This window comes from Ruegeria sp. R8_1, from assembly GCF_017743815.1.
Taxonomy (GTDB): domain Bacteria; phylum Pseudomonadota; class Alphaproteobacteria; order Rhodobacterales; family Rhodobacteraceae; genus Ruegeria; species Ruegeria lacuscaerulensis_A.
Genome location: NZ_JAGHRL010000001.1, coordinates 54,911 through 72,821 on the forward strand (window position 1 = coordinate 54,911; position 17,911 = coordinate 72,821).

A 17,911-nucleotide genomic window follows, 5' to 3' on the forward strand; every position below is an offset into this window, starting at 1 on the left:
GGGAAGGGTTTACAATGACGTGTCAGCCCCTAGGGTTGGCCGTTCAACTCTTTAACGGCCGGAGGCCAGAATGACCGCAATCAAACAGGGCGACACTGTTCGCATTCACTACACCGGTACGCTGTTGGACGGAAACGTCTTTGACAGTTCGGACGGGCGCGACCCGTTGGAGTTCGTGGTGGGATCAGGCCAGATCATCCCGGGTCTCGACAGTGCGATGCCGGGTCTGACGGTTGGCGAAAAGAAGCGAGTCGAGATCGCCTGCGTTGATGCCTATGGGCCGATCAATCCAGAAATGCGGCAAAGCATCCCCCGCGAAGGTATCCCGGATGACATTCCCCTGACACCAGGATCACAACTGCAGATGCAGACGCCTGAAGGCCAGGTGCTTCCGGTCACCGTGGTCGAGGCTGACGACGCGACCGTAACGTTGGATGCAAATCATCCATTGGCTGGTCAGGACCTGATTTTCGAGATCGAGGTCATTTCGGTCAACTGACCTATCGTAGAAGGGAGGATCAGCCTGTAATCAGGCTGGTCCAGGATTCGAACTCTGCACGAACCTGCGGCTGCGTGAAAAACACAAACAACATTAACAATGTTGTTAGGCCCAGCAATGCAATCCGCCCGCGTACCCCCAGAAAACCCGATTTACGACGGGACTTAGAGGAGCGCGCGTTGCTTGCAACAATATGATCAGCTTTGCTCATGCCGCCTGTTTTGCCGGTGAAAGATGGTCAAATCTTGGCACCGGCAGGGAAAACTCGGGTCACATAAAGTCTGGCTGCGGCATGCCCAGTACGTGGAACCCGCCATCTACCTTGATAATCTCGCCCGAGGTGCAGGCTCCGGCTTCTGATGCCAAGTACACAGCAGTGCCGCCCACGGCCTCCAGCGTCGCGTTCGAGCGCATGGGCGCATTCTGGTCGCAGAACTTGTAGGTCTTGCGTGCGCCACCGATGGCCGCACCGGCCAGTGTTTTCATCGGACCGGGCGAGATGGCGTTCACGCGAATGCCTTCGGGGCCTAGATCATTGGCCAGATAGCGTGTAGCCGATTCCAGCGCCGCCTTGGCCACACCCATCACGTTGTAGTTCGGAACCACGCGGTTCGAGCCCTGATAGGTCAGCGTCAGCAAAGTGCCACCATTGTCCTTCATCATGGGATAGGCGCGGCGGGCGACCTCGATAAAGGAGTAGGCCGATACATCCATCGAATGTTTGAAATTCGCCCGCGTGGTGTTCAGGAACCGGCCGGTGAGTTCTGACTTGTCCGAATAGGCGATCGCGTGGACCACGAAATCAATCGTAGGCCAGCGTTCGCCCAACTCGCCAAACGCGCGATCCAGCGACTCGTCATCAGTGACATCGGCGTCGACCATGAAGTCGCTGCCAAGGCTCTGGGCCAGCGGCTCCAGCCGTTTACCGAAAGCCTCGCCCTGATAGGTGAATGCCAGTTCGGCACCGGCCTCGTGCATGGCCTTGGCGATGCCCCACGCGATCGAGCGGTCATTGGCGACGCCCATGATAAGGCCGCGTTTGCCTTTGAGAAGATCCGACATCACATTCACCCGTTATACTTTGAAAGAACCATGGATCCGTTGGTGCCGCCAAAGCCGAAGCTGTTGGTCATCACCGAGTCGAGTCCCGCATTTTCAACGACTTGCGTTGCAATTTCACCGGGCTGGATGCCTTCGGCGAGCGTTTCGACATTGATCGACGGTGTAATGAAATCATTGTCCAGCATCAGCAGGCAGAAGATCGCCTCCAACGCGCCCGCGGCACCTTGCGCGTGGCCGGTCATCGACTTGGTCGACGAAATAGGCGGCACGTTGCCTTCGCCAAAGATGCGGCGCACGGCTTCAACCTCGCCCACATCACCGACCGGGGTCGAGGTGCCGTGGGCGTTGATGTATCCAACCTTGCGGCCTTCGGGCAGGGTGGACAGGGCCAGACGCATCGCGCGTTCGCCGCCTTCACCCGAGGGGGCCACCATGTCATGTCCGTCCGAGGTGGCTGCGTAGCCGGTCACTTCGGCATAGATCTTGGCACCGCGCGCCAATGCGTGATCAAGGTCTTCCAGCACGACGATGCCGCCGCCGCCCGAGATCACGAACCCGTCGCGATTCTGATCAAAGGCGCGCGAGGCTTTGTCCGGCGTGTCGTTGTATTTCGACGACATCGCGCCCATCGCGTCAAACAGGCAGGACAGCGTCCAGTCCAGCTCTTCGCCGCCGCCTGCAAACATTACGTCCTGCTTGCCCAGCATGATCTGTTCTGCCGCGTTGCCGATGCAATGCAGCGAGGTCGAGCAGGCCGAGGTGATCGAATAATTGATGCCCTTGATCTTGAATGCCGTCGCAAGGTTCGCAGAGATGGTCGAGCACATGCATTTCGGCACCGCAAACGGCCCGATCCGTTTGGTTGCGCCGTTCTTCAGCACGGTTTGATGCGCAGTCAGCATGGCGCTGGTCGAAGGGCCGCCCGAGCCTGCCACCAGACCTGTGCGCGGGTTCACCACCTGATCTTCGGTCAGACCGGAATCTGCGATCGCCTGGCTCATCGCGATATGGGCATAAGCCGCGCCGGGGCCCATGAAGCGCAGGGTGCGCTTGTCCACATGCTCGGTCACGTCGATCTTCAGCGACCCGGCAATCTGGCTACGAAAACCGTGTTCGACCATCTGTTCATTGGCCTCAATGCCGGACTTGCCAGCTTTGAGTGAGGCCAGAACCTCTTGGGCATTGTTCCCGATGGAGGAGACAATCCCCAAACCGGTGACAACTACTCGACGCATATGCGTGCTCCTTATTTCGGGCCGATCAGGCTCAGGCTTCGGACAGGACGACTTTCATGTCCTTGACGTCGTAAATCATTTCACCGTCCGCTTCGACGATACCATCCGCCACACCCATGGTCAGGCGGCGCGTCTGGATCGCTTTTTTGAAATCAATTTTGTAAGTCAGCATCTTGCGGTCGGGGCGGACCATGCCGGTCAGCTTGACCTCGCCCACGCCAACAGCCATGCCACGTCCCTGCCAGCCGCGCCAGCCCAGGTTAAAGCCGGTCAACTGCCACAGGCCATCCAGCCCCAAACAGCCGGGCATGATCGGGTTGCCGGGGAAGTGGCAGTCAAAGAACCACAGGTCCGGAGTAATGTCGAATTCAGCTAAAACATGACCTTTGCCATGCGCGCCACCATCGGCCGAGATATCGGTGATCCGGTCCATCATCAGCATCGGCGGGGCAGGCAACTGCGCGTTACCGGGGCCGAATAATTCGCCACGGGCGCATTTCAGCAGATCGTCCTTGTCAAAGCTGCTCGGGAATTGGGCCATTCTTGCCGCCTCTCCTGCCAGGGGTCTGTTCATTCAATCTGGCCTCGTCTAGCACCCGTATGCAAGGTCCTGCAAGAGCGGTGGCCAACATCATGCGGTGTTCTGTCCGTTCTTTGCGAATGAATTTCATTTGAAATTACCTGACTTCAGCACCTATATATACTTCAGCAACAAAACGGTATCGGATTCATGACACCAGAAAGCCAGAGCATAGCCACGAACTGGTTGGTTCACGCGGGACTGCGCCCGACGCGTCAGCGTGTGGCCCTGGCCGAACTTTTGGTCGGGGACGGAAAGCACCGTCATGTGACGGCGGAAAGTCTGTTTGAATCAGCTAAAAAGAACGGCGATGCCGTGTCTTTAGCGACTGTATACAACACTCTGAGGGCATTCTGCGACGCGGGTGTTTTGCAGGAAATCACCGTCGACGGGTCGAAAAGCTATTTCGACACCAACACGCATGATCACCCGCATTTTTTCTGGGAAGATGAAGGGCGCCTGAGTGATGCACCATCCGAACAGCTTGTGATCCAGCGCCTGCCCGAAGCACCCGAAGGGGTCGAGATCGCTTCGGTCGATGTCGTGATCCGGTTGCGAAAGAAGTAACCTTACGTCGTTAATTCCGACAGGATATCTTGCGCTCTGTCCAAGAGGGTGTCCATTGGACCCGTCCCATGCCGTGCGAGCACGACGGGCTCGGCTGCGAAATCATCGGTGACAGGTCGACTAACCAGTGGCATCCCATCGTAGCTGACTGCAGCGGGGATATTCGCATAGGTCATAGCGACTCCTTCATTGTTTGCGGCCAGGCTGCGTTGGGTTTCAAGTGACGCGGCGCGGTGTGCGACATTGGGTGTCTGCCCAGCTTTGCGAAACAAAGTCAGAAAATGTTGGGCAGAAAGTCCTTCGTCCGACAGGATCAAGGGATACGCCGCGATTTCCTTCAACGAGAGATGCCTGTGCTCCGCAAGCGGATGATCCGGAGACATAACCGCGTTCGGGCAGGTGATACAGAGCGACTTGGTCGTGAACCCGGCATCCAGCGTCAGCCCATATGTAATCGCAAAGTCGATCTCACCCTGGACTAAGCCTGAGATTAAACCTTGGAAATTGTCTGCCCGGTAAGTCACATGAACATCCGGAAGGCCCTCTCGCAACAGGCGCAAGGCGCGGGCGAGCAGGAAGGGGGCAAGATCGTCGAAACATCCCAATCGCAAACGAGCCGCTGCAGGCCCCGTGGAGGTTGCGTTTTCCAGTTTCGCGGCGCGCGACAGCAATGCCTCGGCCTGTTCGATGAATGAGCGCCCTTGCGGGGTCAGGGTCATCGCAGCACCGCGCTTTCGGGTGAATAGCGGGTGCCCCAGTTGGTCTTCTACCCGTGTCAGTGCGTTGGACAAAGCCGGTTGCGAAACATTCAGATGTTGGGCCGCCGCGGACAGGCCGCCGTATCGTCCAATGGCGCAGACATATTCGTATTGTCTAAGTGAAAGGTATAACATGGATTTATATTTAGCTTCAAAAGATATGACTTGAACAGAGACCAGTGCCATGCGCAGATCACAACGCAATCGGCACGGAGACTGACATGACCCATCCCCTTGTGACGCAAGACATGATCGACACCTATCAGCGCGACGGTGTTGTTCTGATCCGGAGACTGTTTGCCGATTATGTGGAAACCTTGCGCGATGGGGTTGCGGCGAACATGGCTGAGCCTGGCCCATACGCTTCGGACAATAAGAAACAGGGCGAGACCGGACTGTTTTTTGACGATTATTGCAATTGGACGAGGGTCGAACAGTTTCAAGATGTGATCCACAATTCTCCGGCGGCTGAGGTTGCCGCCGATCTGATGCAGTCACAAACTGTTCAGATGTTTCACGACCACGTTCTGGTGAAGGAACCGGGCACCTCAATGGCAACGCCGTGGCATCAGGATGGGCCGTATTATTTTGTTGAAGGTCAGCAGACGATCAGTTTCTGGTCGCCGCTTGATCCGGTGACAAAAGCGACCTTGCGCTGCGTGGCCGGATCGCACCAGTGGGAGAAAGAGGTTCTACCGACTCGCTGGGTGTCCGAAGAAGGGTTCTTTCCCGATGAGGGCCAGTACATTCCTGTCCCGGACCCGGATTCTGAAGGGATGCGCGTGGTCGAGTTCGAGATGCAGCCAGGTGACGCAGTAGCGTTCAACTATCGCACGCTGCACGGCGCGCGCGGGAATCACTCTGACAGCCGCCGCCGTGCGTTTTCACTGCGTCTGGTGGGCGATGACGCGCGCTATGTAGAGCGACCCGGTCGAACCTCACCGCCGTTTCCGGGCCATGGCATGGTGCCTGGGCAGCGCCTGCGTGAGGATTGGTTTCCGATGGTGTGGCCACGATAGGGGGCTCTTCCCCCGGCGCGGCGGGGCCGCACCTCCCCCGGGATATTTTTGGCCAGATGAAGGGTGGATCAGAACCACTGACCGGGTTCGATAAGGCCCAAATCCAGCAATTGGGTCGAGTTCCATTCGAACGCGACCGAGTTCCGCCACTTGAAGCTTGGGATGTCGAAGGTCGACCCGGCGTTTGATTTCAGTGCTTTAGCCGCGCGGAATGAGCAGATCGCTGCGGTCAGGTTATGGTGCCAGGGGCAAGAATACGTGTTATATTCTGGTTCGTTAAAGGTGTGATCGGGCAAAAGGCGCAGGTTTTTGCGAGGCTTGAACAGGCCAATCCTGTCGATGCGGCGGCGTTCATAGGGGATGTGGTCTTCGAACCTCCAGCGCAACCCACCCGACATGTCCAACTGGCGCTCTAGCGGTTTACCGTCAGGAGTGTGGCGCGTGTGGGCATAGTATCCGATGCGATCCAGCATAGCTTGATCCGGAGCCACTCCGTTGGGGAAAGCCGTAAGGTCATCGGCATACAGATCGACCACATGGGTCAACATCGCATCGCGGCGTTCTTCGGTGTGAAAGGCTAGCATCTCGCCAATGGTGCGGGTCTCGCAGAAGGGGAAGAACAGGTATTCGGCGTTGTAGCAGTAATACATCCAATTGGATGGAGCGGCTTCAATCACCTTGTTGATCGTGTCGAAAACGGCGGTCCGCGGCGCGCAGGTCAACGCAACCCGGTGGATACGTTTTACCAATCCCTCCGGCAGTGTGAATTCTGCGGGCATAAAGGCGATCAGATTGGTAAACCCAAGTTTCAGGTGATGGCGTATTGTGCTTTCGAGTTCGACATCGTCCTCGGCAAAGATCAGGGCAATCGGCCCCTTTTTCAGCGCATCCGTGCCGGATTGCAGGAAAGAGTTTACAGAGTCGTACTGCATGGCCTGTTCGCGCTCGTCTTGCTGGTGTTTCGGGCCAAAATCGGGTAATCGCGCGGGCATTGCAAGCGGCGTTCGTAAGGTATAGACGACGCCGATCCCGCGAACGCAAAGGCCTTACCCATGTCGGAACCCAAAAAGCTGTACATCAAGACCTATGGTTGCCAGATGAACGTCTATGACAGCGAACGTATGGCCGAAACGCTCGGCGGTCAGGGCTATGTAGAGACAAAAAGCCCCGATGACGCGGATATGATACTGCTGAATACCTGCCATATCCGGGAAAAGGCGGCTGAAAAGGTCTATTCCGAGTTGGGTCGCTTCAAAGGTCTGAAGGCGGAAAAACCTGATCTGAAGATCGGGGTGGCGGGCTGTGTCGCGCAGGCCGAGGGCGAAGAGATCATGCGCCGTCAGCCTCTGGTCGATCTGGTGGTGGGGCCGCAAAGTTATCACCGTCTGCCCGAGATGGAAGCCAAGACCCGCGAGGGAGCCAAGGCTCTGGACACCGATTTCCCCGAGGAAGACAAGTTCGAAAAGCTCAAGAACCGACCCAAAGCCAAGCGTGGCCCGACGGCGTTTTTGACCGTTCAGGAAGGTTGCGACAAATTCTGTGCCTTCTGCGTTGTGCCCTATACCCGCGGGGCCGAAGTCAGCCGCCCGGCGGATCGCATCATCCGCGAGGCGCAGGATCTGGTGGAACGCGGCGTGCGCGAAATCACTTTGCTGGGTCAGAACGTCAACGCCTATCACGGGGCTGGCCCGAACGGTGACATGACGCTGGCCGGGCTGATCTGGGAGCTGAACAAGGTTGACGGGCTGGAACGTATCCGATTCACCACGTCGCACCCCAACGACATGGCCGATGACCTGATCGAAGCGCACGGAACCTGCGACAAGCTGATGCCCTATTTGCACCTGCCGGTTCAGTCGGGCTCGGACCGGATTCTGAAACGGATGAATCGCAGCCACACGGCTGACAGCTATCTGCGCCTGATCGAACGCATCCGTGAAGCACGGCCCGATATCATGATGTCGGGCGACTTCATCGTGGGCTTCCCCGAGGAGACAGAAGAGGACTTTCAGGCCACGTTGGATCTGGTGGAGCAGGTCAGATACGGGTACGCGTATTCGTTCAAGTATTCGACGCGACCCGGTACGCCTGCGGCCGAGCGGTCTCAGGTTGATCCTGAGGCGGCGGATGACCGCCTACAACGTTTGCAAGCTTTGATCACCCGCCATCAGCGCGAAATTCAGGATGGGATGGTTGGCCGGAATGTCCGTGTTCTGTTCGAAAAGCCCGGTCGCCTGCCTGGCCAAATGGTCGGAAAATCCGAGTATCTTCATTCGGTTCACGTCTCGGGGGCCAATGTCGAAGTGGGTGAGTTGCGCGACGTGCGCATCACCGCGTCGGGGGCAAATTCGCTTGCGGGCGAGCTGCTCTGAACCTGGCTGAAACTGTGGTGAAAACACCAACGCCTGATTCTGAACCGAAAATTAACACTTGATTTATGACTTCGATCTATGCTCGGAGAAATGCTAGATTTTTTAGGGGTCTAGGGTTCCATACGTGTCAGGAGTTCTAGTCCCATAGGCGGATCAGTGTGTCGAGATGTCGGAGAGTGCGAGTGTTTGAATTGACGGTTCTGAAAAGCTCTGGTTTGCGTCTGTTCTTGGGGCTACTTACTTCCATTGTCTTCGGGTCCTGCGCTTTGGCCGGGAATCCAGAACCTGGTCTCACCGATCCGCCAGTAGTCAACCCCAAGCGTTCTAACGGCGACATAAGTGCATTTTACCTGGGCGTTACCGGTGGATATTCTCTCGGAGGAACAGATGAGTTTGGGTTGGCAACGCCCGGGGCCACATTTCCCGTTGGAGACTTGGATCTGAAGGGGTCATTCGGCGGTGTTCGCGCAGGTTGGCGTGGAGTGCTGCCTGCGCGAAGTGGGCGCGACTACGTATATGGGCTAGAGATTGGGTACGAGTTCGGCTCGATAGATGATGAAGTCACCACCTCGGTCAATGGCGTGTCTGTTACCGGCGGCTCCGAGGTGTCTGATGTATTTTCGGTACGGTTTCGCAGTGGCCTGACGAACAAAAGCGGCAGTATTTTGTATTTTGTGTCTGCTGGTTATGTTCGCGGAGATGTCGAAACGACGAACAGCCTTGCGTTTGGTTCGACAGCCCAGTCCTTCCAGGAATCCGACAGCAGGAATGGTTTTTCTGTCAGTATCGGAGCTGAGCATAGCCTGAACGACGATTGGTCGATCACTGGTGAATACGAATATGTTCAGTTTGAGGGCAAGGATGTCGAGTTCGGCAGCGGGTTTTCGACTCGTTCAACGCCTGAGTATCGCAGTCTTCGATTTGGCTTGAACTACACCTTCTGACCTCCTTAAGTCTGGTGGCCTTTGGGCCTGAAGTTGGTTCGAGATATTCGAGTGCAATCGGCGGTTTTGTCATTCGTTTGCGAAAATTTGAATCTGTGGCTTGCGCCCACCGGCAATTGTTGTCACGCTCGGGGAGAAACGCCAAGACAGGAGAACGGATTGGCCATCGGTGCCCTTACCCCACCGCAAGATGAAATGCCCCAGCGTGAGGCGTTTGTTGAATTTCCCGACAACCGGTTGTTGATTGATTTGTGCGGCGAATATGACCGTAATCTGACCGACATCGAACAAAAACTCTCGGTGCAGATTGTGCGCCGTGGCAACCAGCTTGTGGTCATGGGCGACGAAGACGCCCAGAAACAAGCGATCGAAGTGTTGCAGGCGCTTTATACAAGGCTGGAAACCGGCAAGGACGTCGAAGCCGCCGACGTGGACCGCGAATTACGCATGGGCGGGTCCGAGAAGGGAACGGGAAGTCGCGAAGGTGATCAGCTCGAGATGTTCAAGGGCGGAACGGTCGAGATCAAAACCAGAAAGAAATTGGTCGAACCGCGTACAGATGCTCAAAAAGCCTATGTCCAGTCACTGTTCAACAATGAACTGGCCTTTGGCATCGGACCAGCGGGTACGGGCAAAACCTATCTGGCTGTCGCTGTTGGTGTGTCGATGTTTATCGGCGGACATGTGGACCGTATCATCCTAAGCCGCCCTGCGGTCGAAGCCGGTGAAAAATTGGGCTATCTGCCGGGTGACATGAAGGACAAGGTCGATCCTTATATGCAACCGCTTTACGATGCGCTGAATGATTTCCTTCCGGGCAAACAGCTGGCCAAACTGATCGAGGAAAAGCGAATCGAAATTGCACCCCTGGCCTTTATGCGCGGGCGAACTTTGGCAAATGCGTTTGTTGTCTTGGATGAGGCGCAGAATGCCACGACTATGCAGATGAAGATGTTCCTGACGCGTTTGGGCGAGGGTAGCCGAATGGTGATCACCGGTGACCGCTCGCAGGTGGATTTGCCGCGCGGGGTTCAGTCAGGTCTGGCCGATGCGGAACGGTTGCTTAAGACGATCCCGAATATCAGCTTCAACTATTTCACGTCGAAAGACGTCGTGCGCCATCCGCTTGTCGCCGCGATCATCGAGGCGTATGAAGCCGACGCGGGCCGTGAAACCTGAGAGGTTTCAGGCTACGATGCCCGGGGCTTTGGACGACAGACATGAACCTTGAACTGACGGTGGAAGACACCCGCTGGCTGGGGCTGGAGCCCTTGGCACGCCGTGCAATTCAGGCGGTAATGGACCATTTCCACCTTCAAGAGGATTGTGAAATCAGCCTGTTGGCCTGCGACGATGTCCGTATCGCGGATCTGAACGCTGAATTCCGGGAAAAACCCTCTGCGACTAATGTACTGAGTTGGCCTGCCGAAGATTTGGCCGCGGACATTGCAGGTCAGCCGCCGTTGTCTCCGACCCCGGATTTTACCGGAGAGACGGCTTTGGGCGATATCGCGATCTCATTTGACACCTGTGCGCGTGAAGCGGCTGAAGCAGGAAAAGCCTTGGATGATCATGTCACACATCTGATCATTCACGGAATGTTGCATTTGTTGGGATATGATCACATCCGTGACCCGGACGCCACTTTGATGGAAGGGGTCGAAGTCGAGATACTTGGCAAATTGGGTATTGATGACCCATATACTGTTTAATACGGGCCATTTCGGCCGATCATTTGGAATGGGATAATGGGCGATACAGACGGCAGTTCTATGGCAGCGCAAAGCGCGCAACCAAAGGAAGGCACAGAAAACACCAAAGAGAAAGCTGGGTTTTTCTCTCGAATAGTGGATGCATTCTCGTCGCAAGATGATGAGCAGGTTTCGGGCGCCAATGGGCATGAAACCGACAAAACGCAACCACGTGGCATGATCAATCTGCGCAGAATGCGAGTCGAGGATGTTGCGATCCCGACAGCAGAAATCGTGTCGGTCCCATCAACCATAACCAAGGACGAACTTGCGCAGGTGTTTCGCGAAAGCGGCCTGTCACGTATCCCGGTCTATGACGGCACTCTGGATACGCCTTTAGGGTTTGTGCATCTCAAGGATTTCGCGCTGACCCATGGGTTTAACGGAACCTCATCCACATTCGACCTGATCTCGATGTTACGCACTTTGCTTTTCGTGCCACCCTCGATGCCAATCGGCGTTCTGATGACAAAAATGCAGACCGAGCGCAGACACATGGCGTTGGTGATCGACGAATATGGGGGCGTCGATGGTTTGGTAACGATCGAGGATTTGATCGAACAGGTTGTAGGCGAAATTGCGGATGAGCATGACGCCGATGAAAGCCAGCTTTGGCTGCAGGAAAAGCCGGGTTGCTATATCGTTCAGGCCCGCGTCCCGCTCGAGGATTTCGAGGCCGAGATCGGACGTTCCCTGACCAGCCATGAGGACGTCGACGAAGAGGAAATCGATACCCTGGGCGGGCTTGTCTTCATGCTCTCGGGGCGCGTTCCTGCCCGTGGCGAAGTTGTCTTGCATCCCGAGGGGCCCGAGTTCGAAGTCATAGATGCCGATCCGCGCCGGATCAAAAGACTGCGGGTCATGTTGCCGGATCTCGTTGCATGAACCCTGCCGCGAGGTGGCCATTCTGGGCGACTTTTGGTTTGGCTGCGGTTCTGGGCGCCATTGCGGCGTTTGGGCTTGCGCCATTCGGTTACTGGTTTGCAACTGTGGCCGCTCTGCTTGGTCTTGGGCCGTTGTTCGTAGCTGCGCCTTCCAGGTCGCGCGCGGCCTGGATCGGCTGGGCCTTTGCCACCGGGTATTTTGCGCACGCTCTCAGCTGGATTGTTGAGCCGTTTCTGGTCGACGCGCAGCGCCACGCTTGGATGGCGCCCTTTGCCCTTGTATTTATGTCTGGCGGGCTGGCTTTGTTCTGGGCTTTGTCGTTCTGGATGGCGCGAAAGCCCGGCGCTTCGGGCGTGTCGCAAGCAACTTTGCTTGCGTTGTTGGTGTCATTGGCCGAATGCGCGCGTGGTTATGTCCTGACGGGATTTCCTTGGGCAGGGCTGGCGCAAGTTTGGGTCGATACTCCGATAGCCCAATTGTTGTCTTTGATCGGACCCTACGGGTTGGGCGCGCTGACATTGCTCGCAACGCTGCCTTTGGGGGCGGCACTGGCGCAGAGGGTCGGGTTTCGTCTGCCGCTGGCTGTGACGCTTGGCGCGGCCTGTCTTGCATTGATCCATGCAGCCACACGCCCTGATGTTGTGAATACCGACCAAACCGTGCGTCTGATTCAGCCCAACGTGCCGCAGGATCAGAAATGGAATCGGGACTATGCACCTTTGCACTTTGCGCGTCAGATTGAATTCACGGCGGTCGAACCTCGGCCTGATCTGATCGTGTGGCCGGAAACCGCGGTTACTGCGCGGTTGCAAGATGCGGGCCTTTTTCTGGATGCCGTATCTGATGCTGCGCAAGGTACGCCGGTTTTGCTGGGGATCCTGCGCTCCGACGGGCGGCGCATTTATAATTCGATGATCCATCTGAATGCCCAAGCCCAGGTGCAGGACATATATGACAAGCATCATCTTACGCCCTTTGGTGAATACGTGCCGTTTGGTAATCTGATGGCGCGGTTCGGTATTCACGGGCTGGCTTCGAACGCGGGAAAAGGGTTTAGCGCGGGCGCGGGGCCTGCGCTGATGGATCTGGGCGAATTGGGCACTGCGCAGCCGCTGATCTGTTACGAGGCCGTTTTCACGCAGGATGTTCTGGGTGCGCCGGGGCGCGCAGATTTCCTGACGCAGATCACCAATGATGCCTGGTTTGGCACTCGGTCCGGGCCGTATCAGCACCTTGCTCAGGCGCAAATGCGTGCGATTGAACAAGGCATGCCCATGATGCGTGCGGCCAATACCGGGGTTTCGGCGATGATTGATCCGCTTGGGCAGATCACCAAGGCGCTGCCTTTGGGCGAAGCCGGATTCGTCGACGCGGTTTTACCGGCCCCTCTGGAGCGGACTGTTTATGCGCGGATCGGCGACTATCCGGTATTTCTTGTGCTTGTTGCGATGGCGGCGCTGCTTTGGCGCAACGCTCGGCGGGTCGGCGCATAAATACCGATTGACCCCGGCTTTTTGCGGGCGTATCCCCTCGCATGCCCGTCACAACGGCTTCCTGGCGTGATGGGGAAATCTTAATGGAGCACATTCATGTCCCGACAGAACTATACTTTTACTTCGGAATCCGTTTCCGAAGGGCACCCCGATAAGGTTTGCGACCGCATCTCGGATGCCGTGCTTGACGCTTTTCTGAACGAAGAACCCGAAGCGCGCGTGGCGTGCGAAACCTTTGCCACCACCAATCGTGTCGTCATCGGCGGCGAAGTCGGATTGTCTGATCAGGACAAACTGCATGATTACATGGGCCGTATCGAGGAAATCGCGCGCGCCTGTGTGAAAGACATTGGATACGAGCAAGATAAGTTCCACCACGAAACCGTCGAGGTGACGAATCTGCTGCACGAGCAATCTGCTCATATCGCTCAGGGTGTTGATGCCTCGGGCGACAAGGACGAAGGCGCAGGCGATCAGGGGATCATGTTCGGCTACGCCACGACCGAAACTCCTGCGCTGATGCCGGCCCCGATCCAGTACTCCCACGCGATCCTGCGCCGTCTGGCCGAGGTCCGTAAAAACGGCACCGAGCCCGCGCTGGGCCCGGATGCCAAATCGCAGCTGTCGGTCGTGTACCGCGATGGCAAGCCTGTGGGCGTCAGCTCGATCGTGTTGTCGACACAGCATCTGGATGCGGCGCTGTCTTCGGACGATATCCGCGCCATGGTCGAGCCTTACATCCGCGAAATTCTGCCCGAAGGCTGGCTGTCGGCCGAGACCGAGTGGCACGTGAACCCCACCGGAAAGTTCGTGATTGGCGGCCCCGATGGAGATGCGGGCCTGACTGGACGCAAGATCATCGTGGACACCTATGGCGGAGCCGCGCCCCATGGTGGCGGCGCGTTCTCGGGCAAAGATCCGACCAAGGTGGACCGTTCGGCGGCCTATGCGGCGCGCTATCTGGCCAAGAACGTAGTCGCTGCCGGCATGGCGGAACGCTGCACCATTCAGCTGAGCTATGCGATTGGTGTTTCCAAGCCGCTTTCGATCTATGCCGAGACCCATGGCACAGGACAGGTTTCCGACGCCGAAATCGAAAAGGCCGTTGGGCAGGCGATGGACCTGACACCGCGCGGTATTCGTGAACATCTGCAGATGAACAAGCCGATCTATCAGCGCACTGCTGCTTATGGTCACTTTGGCCGTGAACCCGATGCGGATGGCGGTTTCAGCTGGGAGCGCACCGACCTTGTGGACGCGCTGAAAGCGGCGGTCTGATCGGTATCCAAAGGTGCGCCCTTACGGGCGCGCTCTATTCTGGTACATTTGGGGGCGGCGGGTCTGTTGAGTGGACCGGTCGCCCTCTTGCGTCTGTGGTGTCTGCGCAGTATGGGCACGGCCATGAGCACCGAGACACCCCAACGCCCCCGCAGAAACTTTTATGGCCGCTTCAAGGGCAAAACCCTGAAGCCCAGTCAAAAGGCGTATCTGAGCGAAGACCTTGATGCGCTGTCCCCCGGTACGGTCGATTGGGAGGGTAATCCTGAACGCAACCCGCTGGATCTGCAGGCGCTGTTCGGCGGCCGGGATGTCTGGCTTGAGGTCGGCTTTGGCGGTGGTGAGCATCTGGTGCATCAGGCGGCCAACAATCCCGATATCGGCATCATCGGGGCCGAACCCTACATCAACGGTGTCGCCATGTTGCTGGGCAAAATCCGGCAGGCGGGGGTTGAGAACCTCGCTGTTCATCCCGGCGATGCGCGCGATCTGTTTGACGTGTTGCCCGAGGCCAGCATCTCGCGCGCGTTCCTGCTGTACCCCGATCCCTGGCCAAAGACGCGGCACCATCGCCGTCGGTTCGTGACGCCCGAGCATCTGGAGCCGCTGGCGCGGGCGCTGAAACCCGGTTCGATCTTTCGGGTCGCCACGGACATTCCCGATTATGTTCGCCAAACGCTGGAAGAGGTGCCGCGCGCAGGTTTCGAATGGCTGGCCGAGCGTCCCGCCGATTGGCGCGAGCCGTGGGATGATTGGATTTCCACCCGTTACGAACAGAAGGCCCTGCGTGAGGGGCGCGTACCGCATTACCTGACCTTCCGCCGCAAGGGCTGATTGCGGCTGGACCAACCGGCCCCAATTCGCTAATCGGCTAAGGCACTGATAGCGAAAACAGGAGCCCCCATGTCCGGACACGGCACGCCCATCCCGATGACCTCATACCCCTGCGGTCCGCTGACCGGCACGGCAGAGGTGCCCGGCGACAAGTCGATCTCGCACCGGTCGCTGATCTTGGGCGCGATGGCGGTGGGTGAGACGAAGATTTCCGGCCTGCTGGAAGGTGAGGATGTTCTGGACACCGCCAAGGCCATGCGCGCCTTTGGGGCCGAGGTCACAGATCACGGCGGCGGTGAATGGACCGTGCATGGCGTGGGCGTTGGCGGCTTTGCCGAGCCAGATCAGGTGATCGACTGCGGCAACTCGGGCACGGGTGTGCGGCTGATCATGGGTGCAATGGCGACCTGCCCGATCTCGGCCACGTTTACCGGAGATGCCAGCCTGAATAAACGCCCCATGGCGCGGGTGACGGACCCGCTGGCGCTGTTTGGTGCGCAGGCCGTTGGCCGCTCGGGCGGGCGTTTGCCGATGACCATTGTAGGCGCGGCTGAGCCTGTGCCGGTACGTTATGAGGTTCCCGTTCCGTCGGCGCAGGTGAAATCCGCCGTGTTGCTGGCCGGTCTGAACGCGCCGGGCAAAACTGTAGTGATAGAGAGAGAGGCCACCCGCGACCATTCGGAACGGATGCTGGCTGGGTTCGGTGCAGAGATCACCGTTGAGGACACCGAGGAGGGCCGAGTGATCACCCTGACTGGCCGCCCCGAGTTGAAACCGCAGATCATCGCTGTGCCGCGCGATCCCTCCAGCGCGGCGTTTCCGGTTTGCGCGGCGCTGATCACGCCGGGCTCGGATGTGCTGGTGCCGGGCATTGGTCTGAACCCGACCCGCGCGGGGCTATTCACCACGCTGCGCGAGATGGGCGCGGACCTGACCTATGAAAACGAACGCGAGGAGGGTGGCGAACCGGTTGCCGATCTGCGCGCGAAATATTCGCCCAACATGAAGGGCATCAACGTGCCGCCGGAACGTGCGGCCTCGATGATCGACGAATACCCGGTGTTGTCTGTGGTTGCAGCCAATGCCACCGGCACCACGATGATGGGCGGGGTGAAAGAGCTGCGCGTCAAGGAAAGCGACCGGATCGACGCCATGGCGCGCGGGTTGCGCGCCAATGGCGTGACCGTGGATGAGGGCGAGGATTGGTGGTCGGTCGAAGGGCTGGGCATCGGCAAAGTCCCCGGTGGCGGCACCTGCGAGAGTTTTCTGGATCACCGCATCGCCATGTCGTTCATGGTGATGGGAATGGGAGCGAAAACGCCGGTCTCGGTTGATGATGGCGGCCCGATTGCGACTTCGTTCCCGATTTTTGAACCGCTGATGGCCGCTCTGGGTGCCAAGGTTGAGCGCACATGAGTTTCACGGTCGCCATTGATGGCCCTGCAGCGGCGGGGAAGGGGACGATTTCGAAAGGGGTCGCGGCTCATTTTGGGTTCGCCCATCTGGATACCGGGTTGCTCTACCGCGCGGTGGGGCGGCGCACGCTTGAGGGGATGGACCCGATCGCAGCGGCGCAAGCCCTGACCGCCGAGGAATTGCAGCAGGGTGATCTGCGTACGGCCGAGATCGCGCAGGCGGCCTCGAAAGTGGCGGTGATCCCCGAGGTCCGCGCGGCTCTGGTCGATTTTCAGCGCGCTTTTGCAAAGCGGGCAGGGGGCGCGGTTTTGGACGGGCGCGACATTGGCACCGTCATCTGCCCCAATGCCGAGGCGAAGCTGTTCGTGACGGCCAGCGCCGAGGTGCGGGCCGAGCGGCGGTACCTTGAGCTGAGTGCCAAGGGGGCCAATGTCACGCGCGATCAGGTTCTGGCCGATGTGCGCGAACGCGATGCGCGGGATGCGGAACGCAGCACGGCCCCGATGAAACCGGCCGAGGATGCGGTGCAACTGGACACCTCGGATCTGAGCATCGAGGACGCTTTGGCGCAGGCCATCGCGTTGATCGAACAAAAAAAGCCCGCGACGCCGTAACGCCGCGAGCTTTCGCTTGGAGGAGGGTTAAAGCTCGCCGACTGCGACGCTTTTGATCTTTGACCATTGGCCATCAGCGGTTTTTGCCGTGCCAGGCACGTCTTTCAAAAACGCGGCGCGGGTTTCGGCGTTCAGAAAGAGGTACAGTTTGCCGTCTGCGACCAGATACTGATCTGGGTCACCGTCGAATTTCTTGCCAACCGACACCCCGAACGAGCAGAATCCACCATGCTGTGGCAGATAGGCAGCGGGGTTGGCCTCGAACGCGGCAAGGTTCTCGGCGGTGGTGAAATAGTAGGAGGCACCGTCATAGGTGGCCGAATGGGTGGCAAAACCATCAACCGGATTGCCGTCATTGACCAGCGCCACCAGATCGACCCCATGTGCGGCCAGCGGAGCGCCCGCCGCCGAGATACCGTTCGAGACGTTGGTTTCATCTGCGGCAAAGGCCGGGGCGGCGATCAGAGGCAGAGTGGCGATCAGAGTGGTCAGAACCAGGGATTTCATTGCGTTTCCTTTCATCATTTAAGCTGGGCGCGGCCGGTTTGCCCGCCGCTGAAACAAACCTAGGCGTCAGGAGTTGAACGGACTATGTTTGACGGGC

The 17,911-nt window shown here is 58.2% G+C and carries 20 protein-coding genes and 1 riboswitch; of the genes, 13 read left to right on the forward strand and 7 right to left on the reverse strand.

What is annotated here, in order from left to right; translation table 11 throughout:
• Positions 1-70: 70 nt before the first annotated feature.
• Positions 71-499 carry a peptidylprolyl isomerase gene (locus J7380_RS00270; protein ID WP_209193974.1) on the forward strand — a complete coding sequence of 143 codons (429 nt, stop codon included), beginning with the start codon at positions 71-73 and terminating at the stop codon, positions 497-499.
• A 19-nt stretch (positions 500-518) separates the two neighbouring features.
• Here J7380_RS00270 and J7380_RS00275 read toward each other — a convergent pair whose 3' ends face one another.
• The 4 genes from J7380_RS00275 to fabA are packed head-to-tail and all read right to left on the reverse strand — an operon-like array spanning position 519 to position 3,337.
• The gene (locus J7380_RS00275) at positions 519-710 is read right to left on the reverse strand and encodes a hypothetical protein (RefSeq protein WP_209193975.1); all 192 of its coding nucleotides are present in this window, start codon (positions 708-710) and stop codon (positions 519-521) included.
• A 59-nt stretch (positions 711-769) separates the two neighbouring features.
• Positions 770-1,561: an enoyl-ACP reductase gene (locus tag J7380_RS00280; protein ID WP_209193976.1), complete on the reverse strand. Its 792-nt coding sequence runs from the start codon at positions 1,559-1,561 to the stop codon at positions 770-772.
• Positions 1,562-1,566: 5 nt separating this feature from the next.
• Positions 1,567-2,796 (reverse strand): beta-ketoacyl-ACP synthase I, encoded by a 1,230-nt coding sequence (fabB, locus tag J7380_RS00285; protein ID WP_170782929.1) that lies wholly within the window; start codon positions 2,794-2,796, stop codon positions 1,567-1,569.
• A 31-nt stretch (positions 2,797-2,827) separates the two neighbouring features.
• Positions 2,828-3,337, reverse strand: coding sequence for a bifunctional 3-hydroxydecanoyl-ACP dehydratase/trans-2-decenoyl-ACP isomerase (gene fabA / locus J7380_RS00290; protein ID WP_170326986.1), 510 nt, complete (start codon positions 3,335-3,337; stop codon positions 2,828-2,830).
• 189 nt (positions 3,338-3,526) lie between these two features.
• Between fabA and irrA the strand changes: the two genes are divergently transcribed.
• The gene (gene irrA / locus J7380_RS00295) at positions 3,527-3,943 is read left to right on the forward strand and encodes an iron response transcriptional regulator IrrA (RefSeq protein ID WP_170354845.1); all 417 of its coding nucleotides are present in this window, start codon (positions 3,527-3,529) and stop codon (positions 3,941-3,943) included.
• 2 nt (positions 3,944-3,945) lie between these two features.
• Here the strand turns inward: irrA and J7380_RS00300 are convergent, their stop codons facing one another.
• The gene (locus J7380_RS00300; RefSeq protein WP_209193977.1) at positions 3,946-4,836 is read right to left on the reverse strand and encodes a LysR family transcriptional regulator; all 891 of its coding nucleotides are present in this window, start codon (positions 4,834-4,836) and stop codon (positions 3,946-3,948) included.
• Between the two features lie 86 nt (positions 4,837-4,922).
• Here J7380_RS00300 and J7380_RS00305 point away from each other — a divergent pair, with 86 nt between their 5' ends.
• Positions 4,923-5,720 (forward strand): phytanoyl-CoA dioxygenase family protein, encoded by a 798-nt coding sequence (locus J7380_RS00305; protein ID WP_209193978.1) that lies wholly within the window; start codon positions 4,923-4,925, stop codon positions 5,718-5,720.
• A gap of 68 nt (positions 5,721-5,788) precedes the next feature.
• Here J7380_RS00305 and J7380_RS00310 read toward each other — a convergent pair whose 3' ends face one another.
• Positions 5,789-6,652: a hypothetical protein gene (locus J7380_RS00310; RefSeq protein ID WP_209194597.1), complete on the reverse strand. Its 864-nt coding sequence runs from the start codon at positions 6,650-6,652 to the stop codon at positions 5,789-5,791.
• 120 nt (positions 6,653-6,772) lie between these two features.
• Between J7380_RS00310 and miaB the strand changes: the two genes are divergently transcribed.
• The 10 genes from miaB (at position 6,773) to cmk (ending at position 17,307) form a co-directional block, all read left to right on the forward strand.
• Positions 6,773-8,092 carry a tRNA (N6-isopentenyl adenosine(37)-C2)-methylthiotransferase MiaB gene (miaB, locus tag J7380_RS00315; RefSeq protein ID WP_209193979.1) on the forward strand — a complete coding sequence of 440 codons (1,320 nt, stop codon included), beginning with the start codon at positions 6,773-6,775 and terminating at the stop codon, positions 8,090-8,092.
• A gap of 182 nt (positions 8,093-8,274) precedes the next feature.
• The gene (locus tag J7380_RS00320; protein ID WP_209193980.1) at positions 8,275-9,036 is read left to right on the forward strand and encodes an outer membrane beta-barrel protein; all 762 of its coding nucleotides are present in this window, start codon (positions 8,275-8,277) and stop codon (positions 9,034-9,036) included.
• Between the two features lie 159 nt (positions 9,037-9,195).
• Positions 9,196-10,215 (forward strand): PhoH family protein, encoded by a 1,020-nt coding sequence (locus tag J7380_RS00325; RefSeq protein ID WP_170354849.1) that lies wholly within the window; start codon positions 9,196-9,198, stop codon positions 10,213-10,215.
• 41 nt (positions 10,216-10,256) lie between these two features.
• Positions 10,257-10,748 (forward strand): rRNA maturation RNase YbeY, encoded by a 492-nt coding sequence (ybeY, locus tag J7380_RS00330; RefSeq protein WP_209193981.1) that lies wholly within the window; start codon positions 10,257-10,259, stop codon positions 10,746-10,748.
• A gap of 36 nt (positions 10,749-10,784) precedes the next feature.
• Positions 10,785-11,672 (forward strand): hemolysin family protein, encoded by an 888-nt coding sequence (locus tag J7380_RS00335; RefSeq protein WP_209193982.1) that lies wholly within the window; start codon positions 10,785-10,787, stop codon positions 11,670-11,672.
• Complete coding sequence (gene lnt / locus J7380_RS00340) at positions 11,669-13,165, forward strand: apolipoprotein N-acyltransferase (RefSeq protein ID WP_209193983.1); 1,497 nt, start codon at positions 11,669-11,671, stop codon at positions 13,163-13,165. The genes J7380_RS00335 and lnt overlap by 4 nt, the downstream gene beginning before the upstream one ends.
• Before the next feature lie 42 nt (positions 13,166-13,207).
• Positions 13,208-13,256: riboswitch (SAM-SAH riboswitch) on the forward strand.
• A gap of 5 nt (positions 13,257-13,261) precedes the next feature.
• Positions 13,262-14,443, forward strand: a complete 1,182-nt coding sequence (metK, locus tag J7380_RS00345) for a methionine adenosyltransferase (RefSeq protein WP_209193984.1) — start codon at positions 13,262-13,264, stop codon at positions 14,441-14,443.
• 123 nt (positions 14,444-14,566) lie between these two features.
• Positions 14,567-15,277 carry a tRNA (guanine(46)-N(7))-methyltransferase TrmB gene (locus J7380_RS00350; protein WP_209193985.1) on the forward strand — a complete coding sequence of 237 codons (711 nt, stop codon included), beginning with the start codon at positions 14,567-14,569 and terminating at the stop codon, positions 15,275-15,277.
• Positions 15,278-15,346: 69 nt separating this feature from the next.
• Positions 15,347-16,693, forward strand: coding sequence for a 3-phosphoshikimate 1-carboxyvinyltransferase (gene aroA, locus J7380_RS00355; RefSeq protein ID WP_209193986.1), 1,347 nt, complete (start codon positions 15,347-15,349; stop codon positions 16,691-16,693).
• Entirely contained in the window at positions 16,690-17,307 is a 618-nt protein-coding gene (gene cmk, locus J7380_RS00360; protein ID WP_209193987.1) for a (d)CMP kinase, read from the forward strand. The genes aroA and cmk overlap by 4 nt, the downstream gene beginning before the upstream one ends.
• 27 nt (positions 17,308-17,334) lie before the next feature.
• Here cmk and J7380_RS00365 read toward each other — a convergent pair whose 3' ends face one another.
• Positions 17,335-17,814, reverse strand: a complete 480-nt coding sequence (locus J7380_RS00365; RefSeq protein ID WP_209193988.1) for a YHS domain-containing (seleno)protein — start codon at positions 17,812-17,814, stop codon at positions 17,335-17,337.
• Between the last annotated feature and the right edge of the window lie 97 nt (positions 17,815-17,911).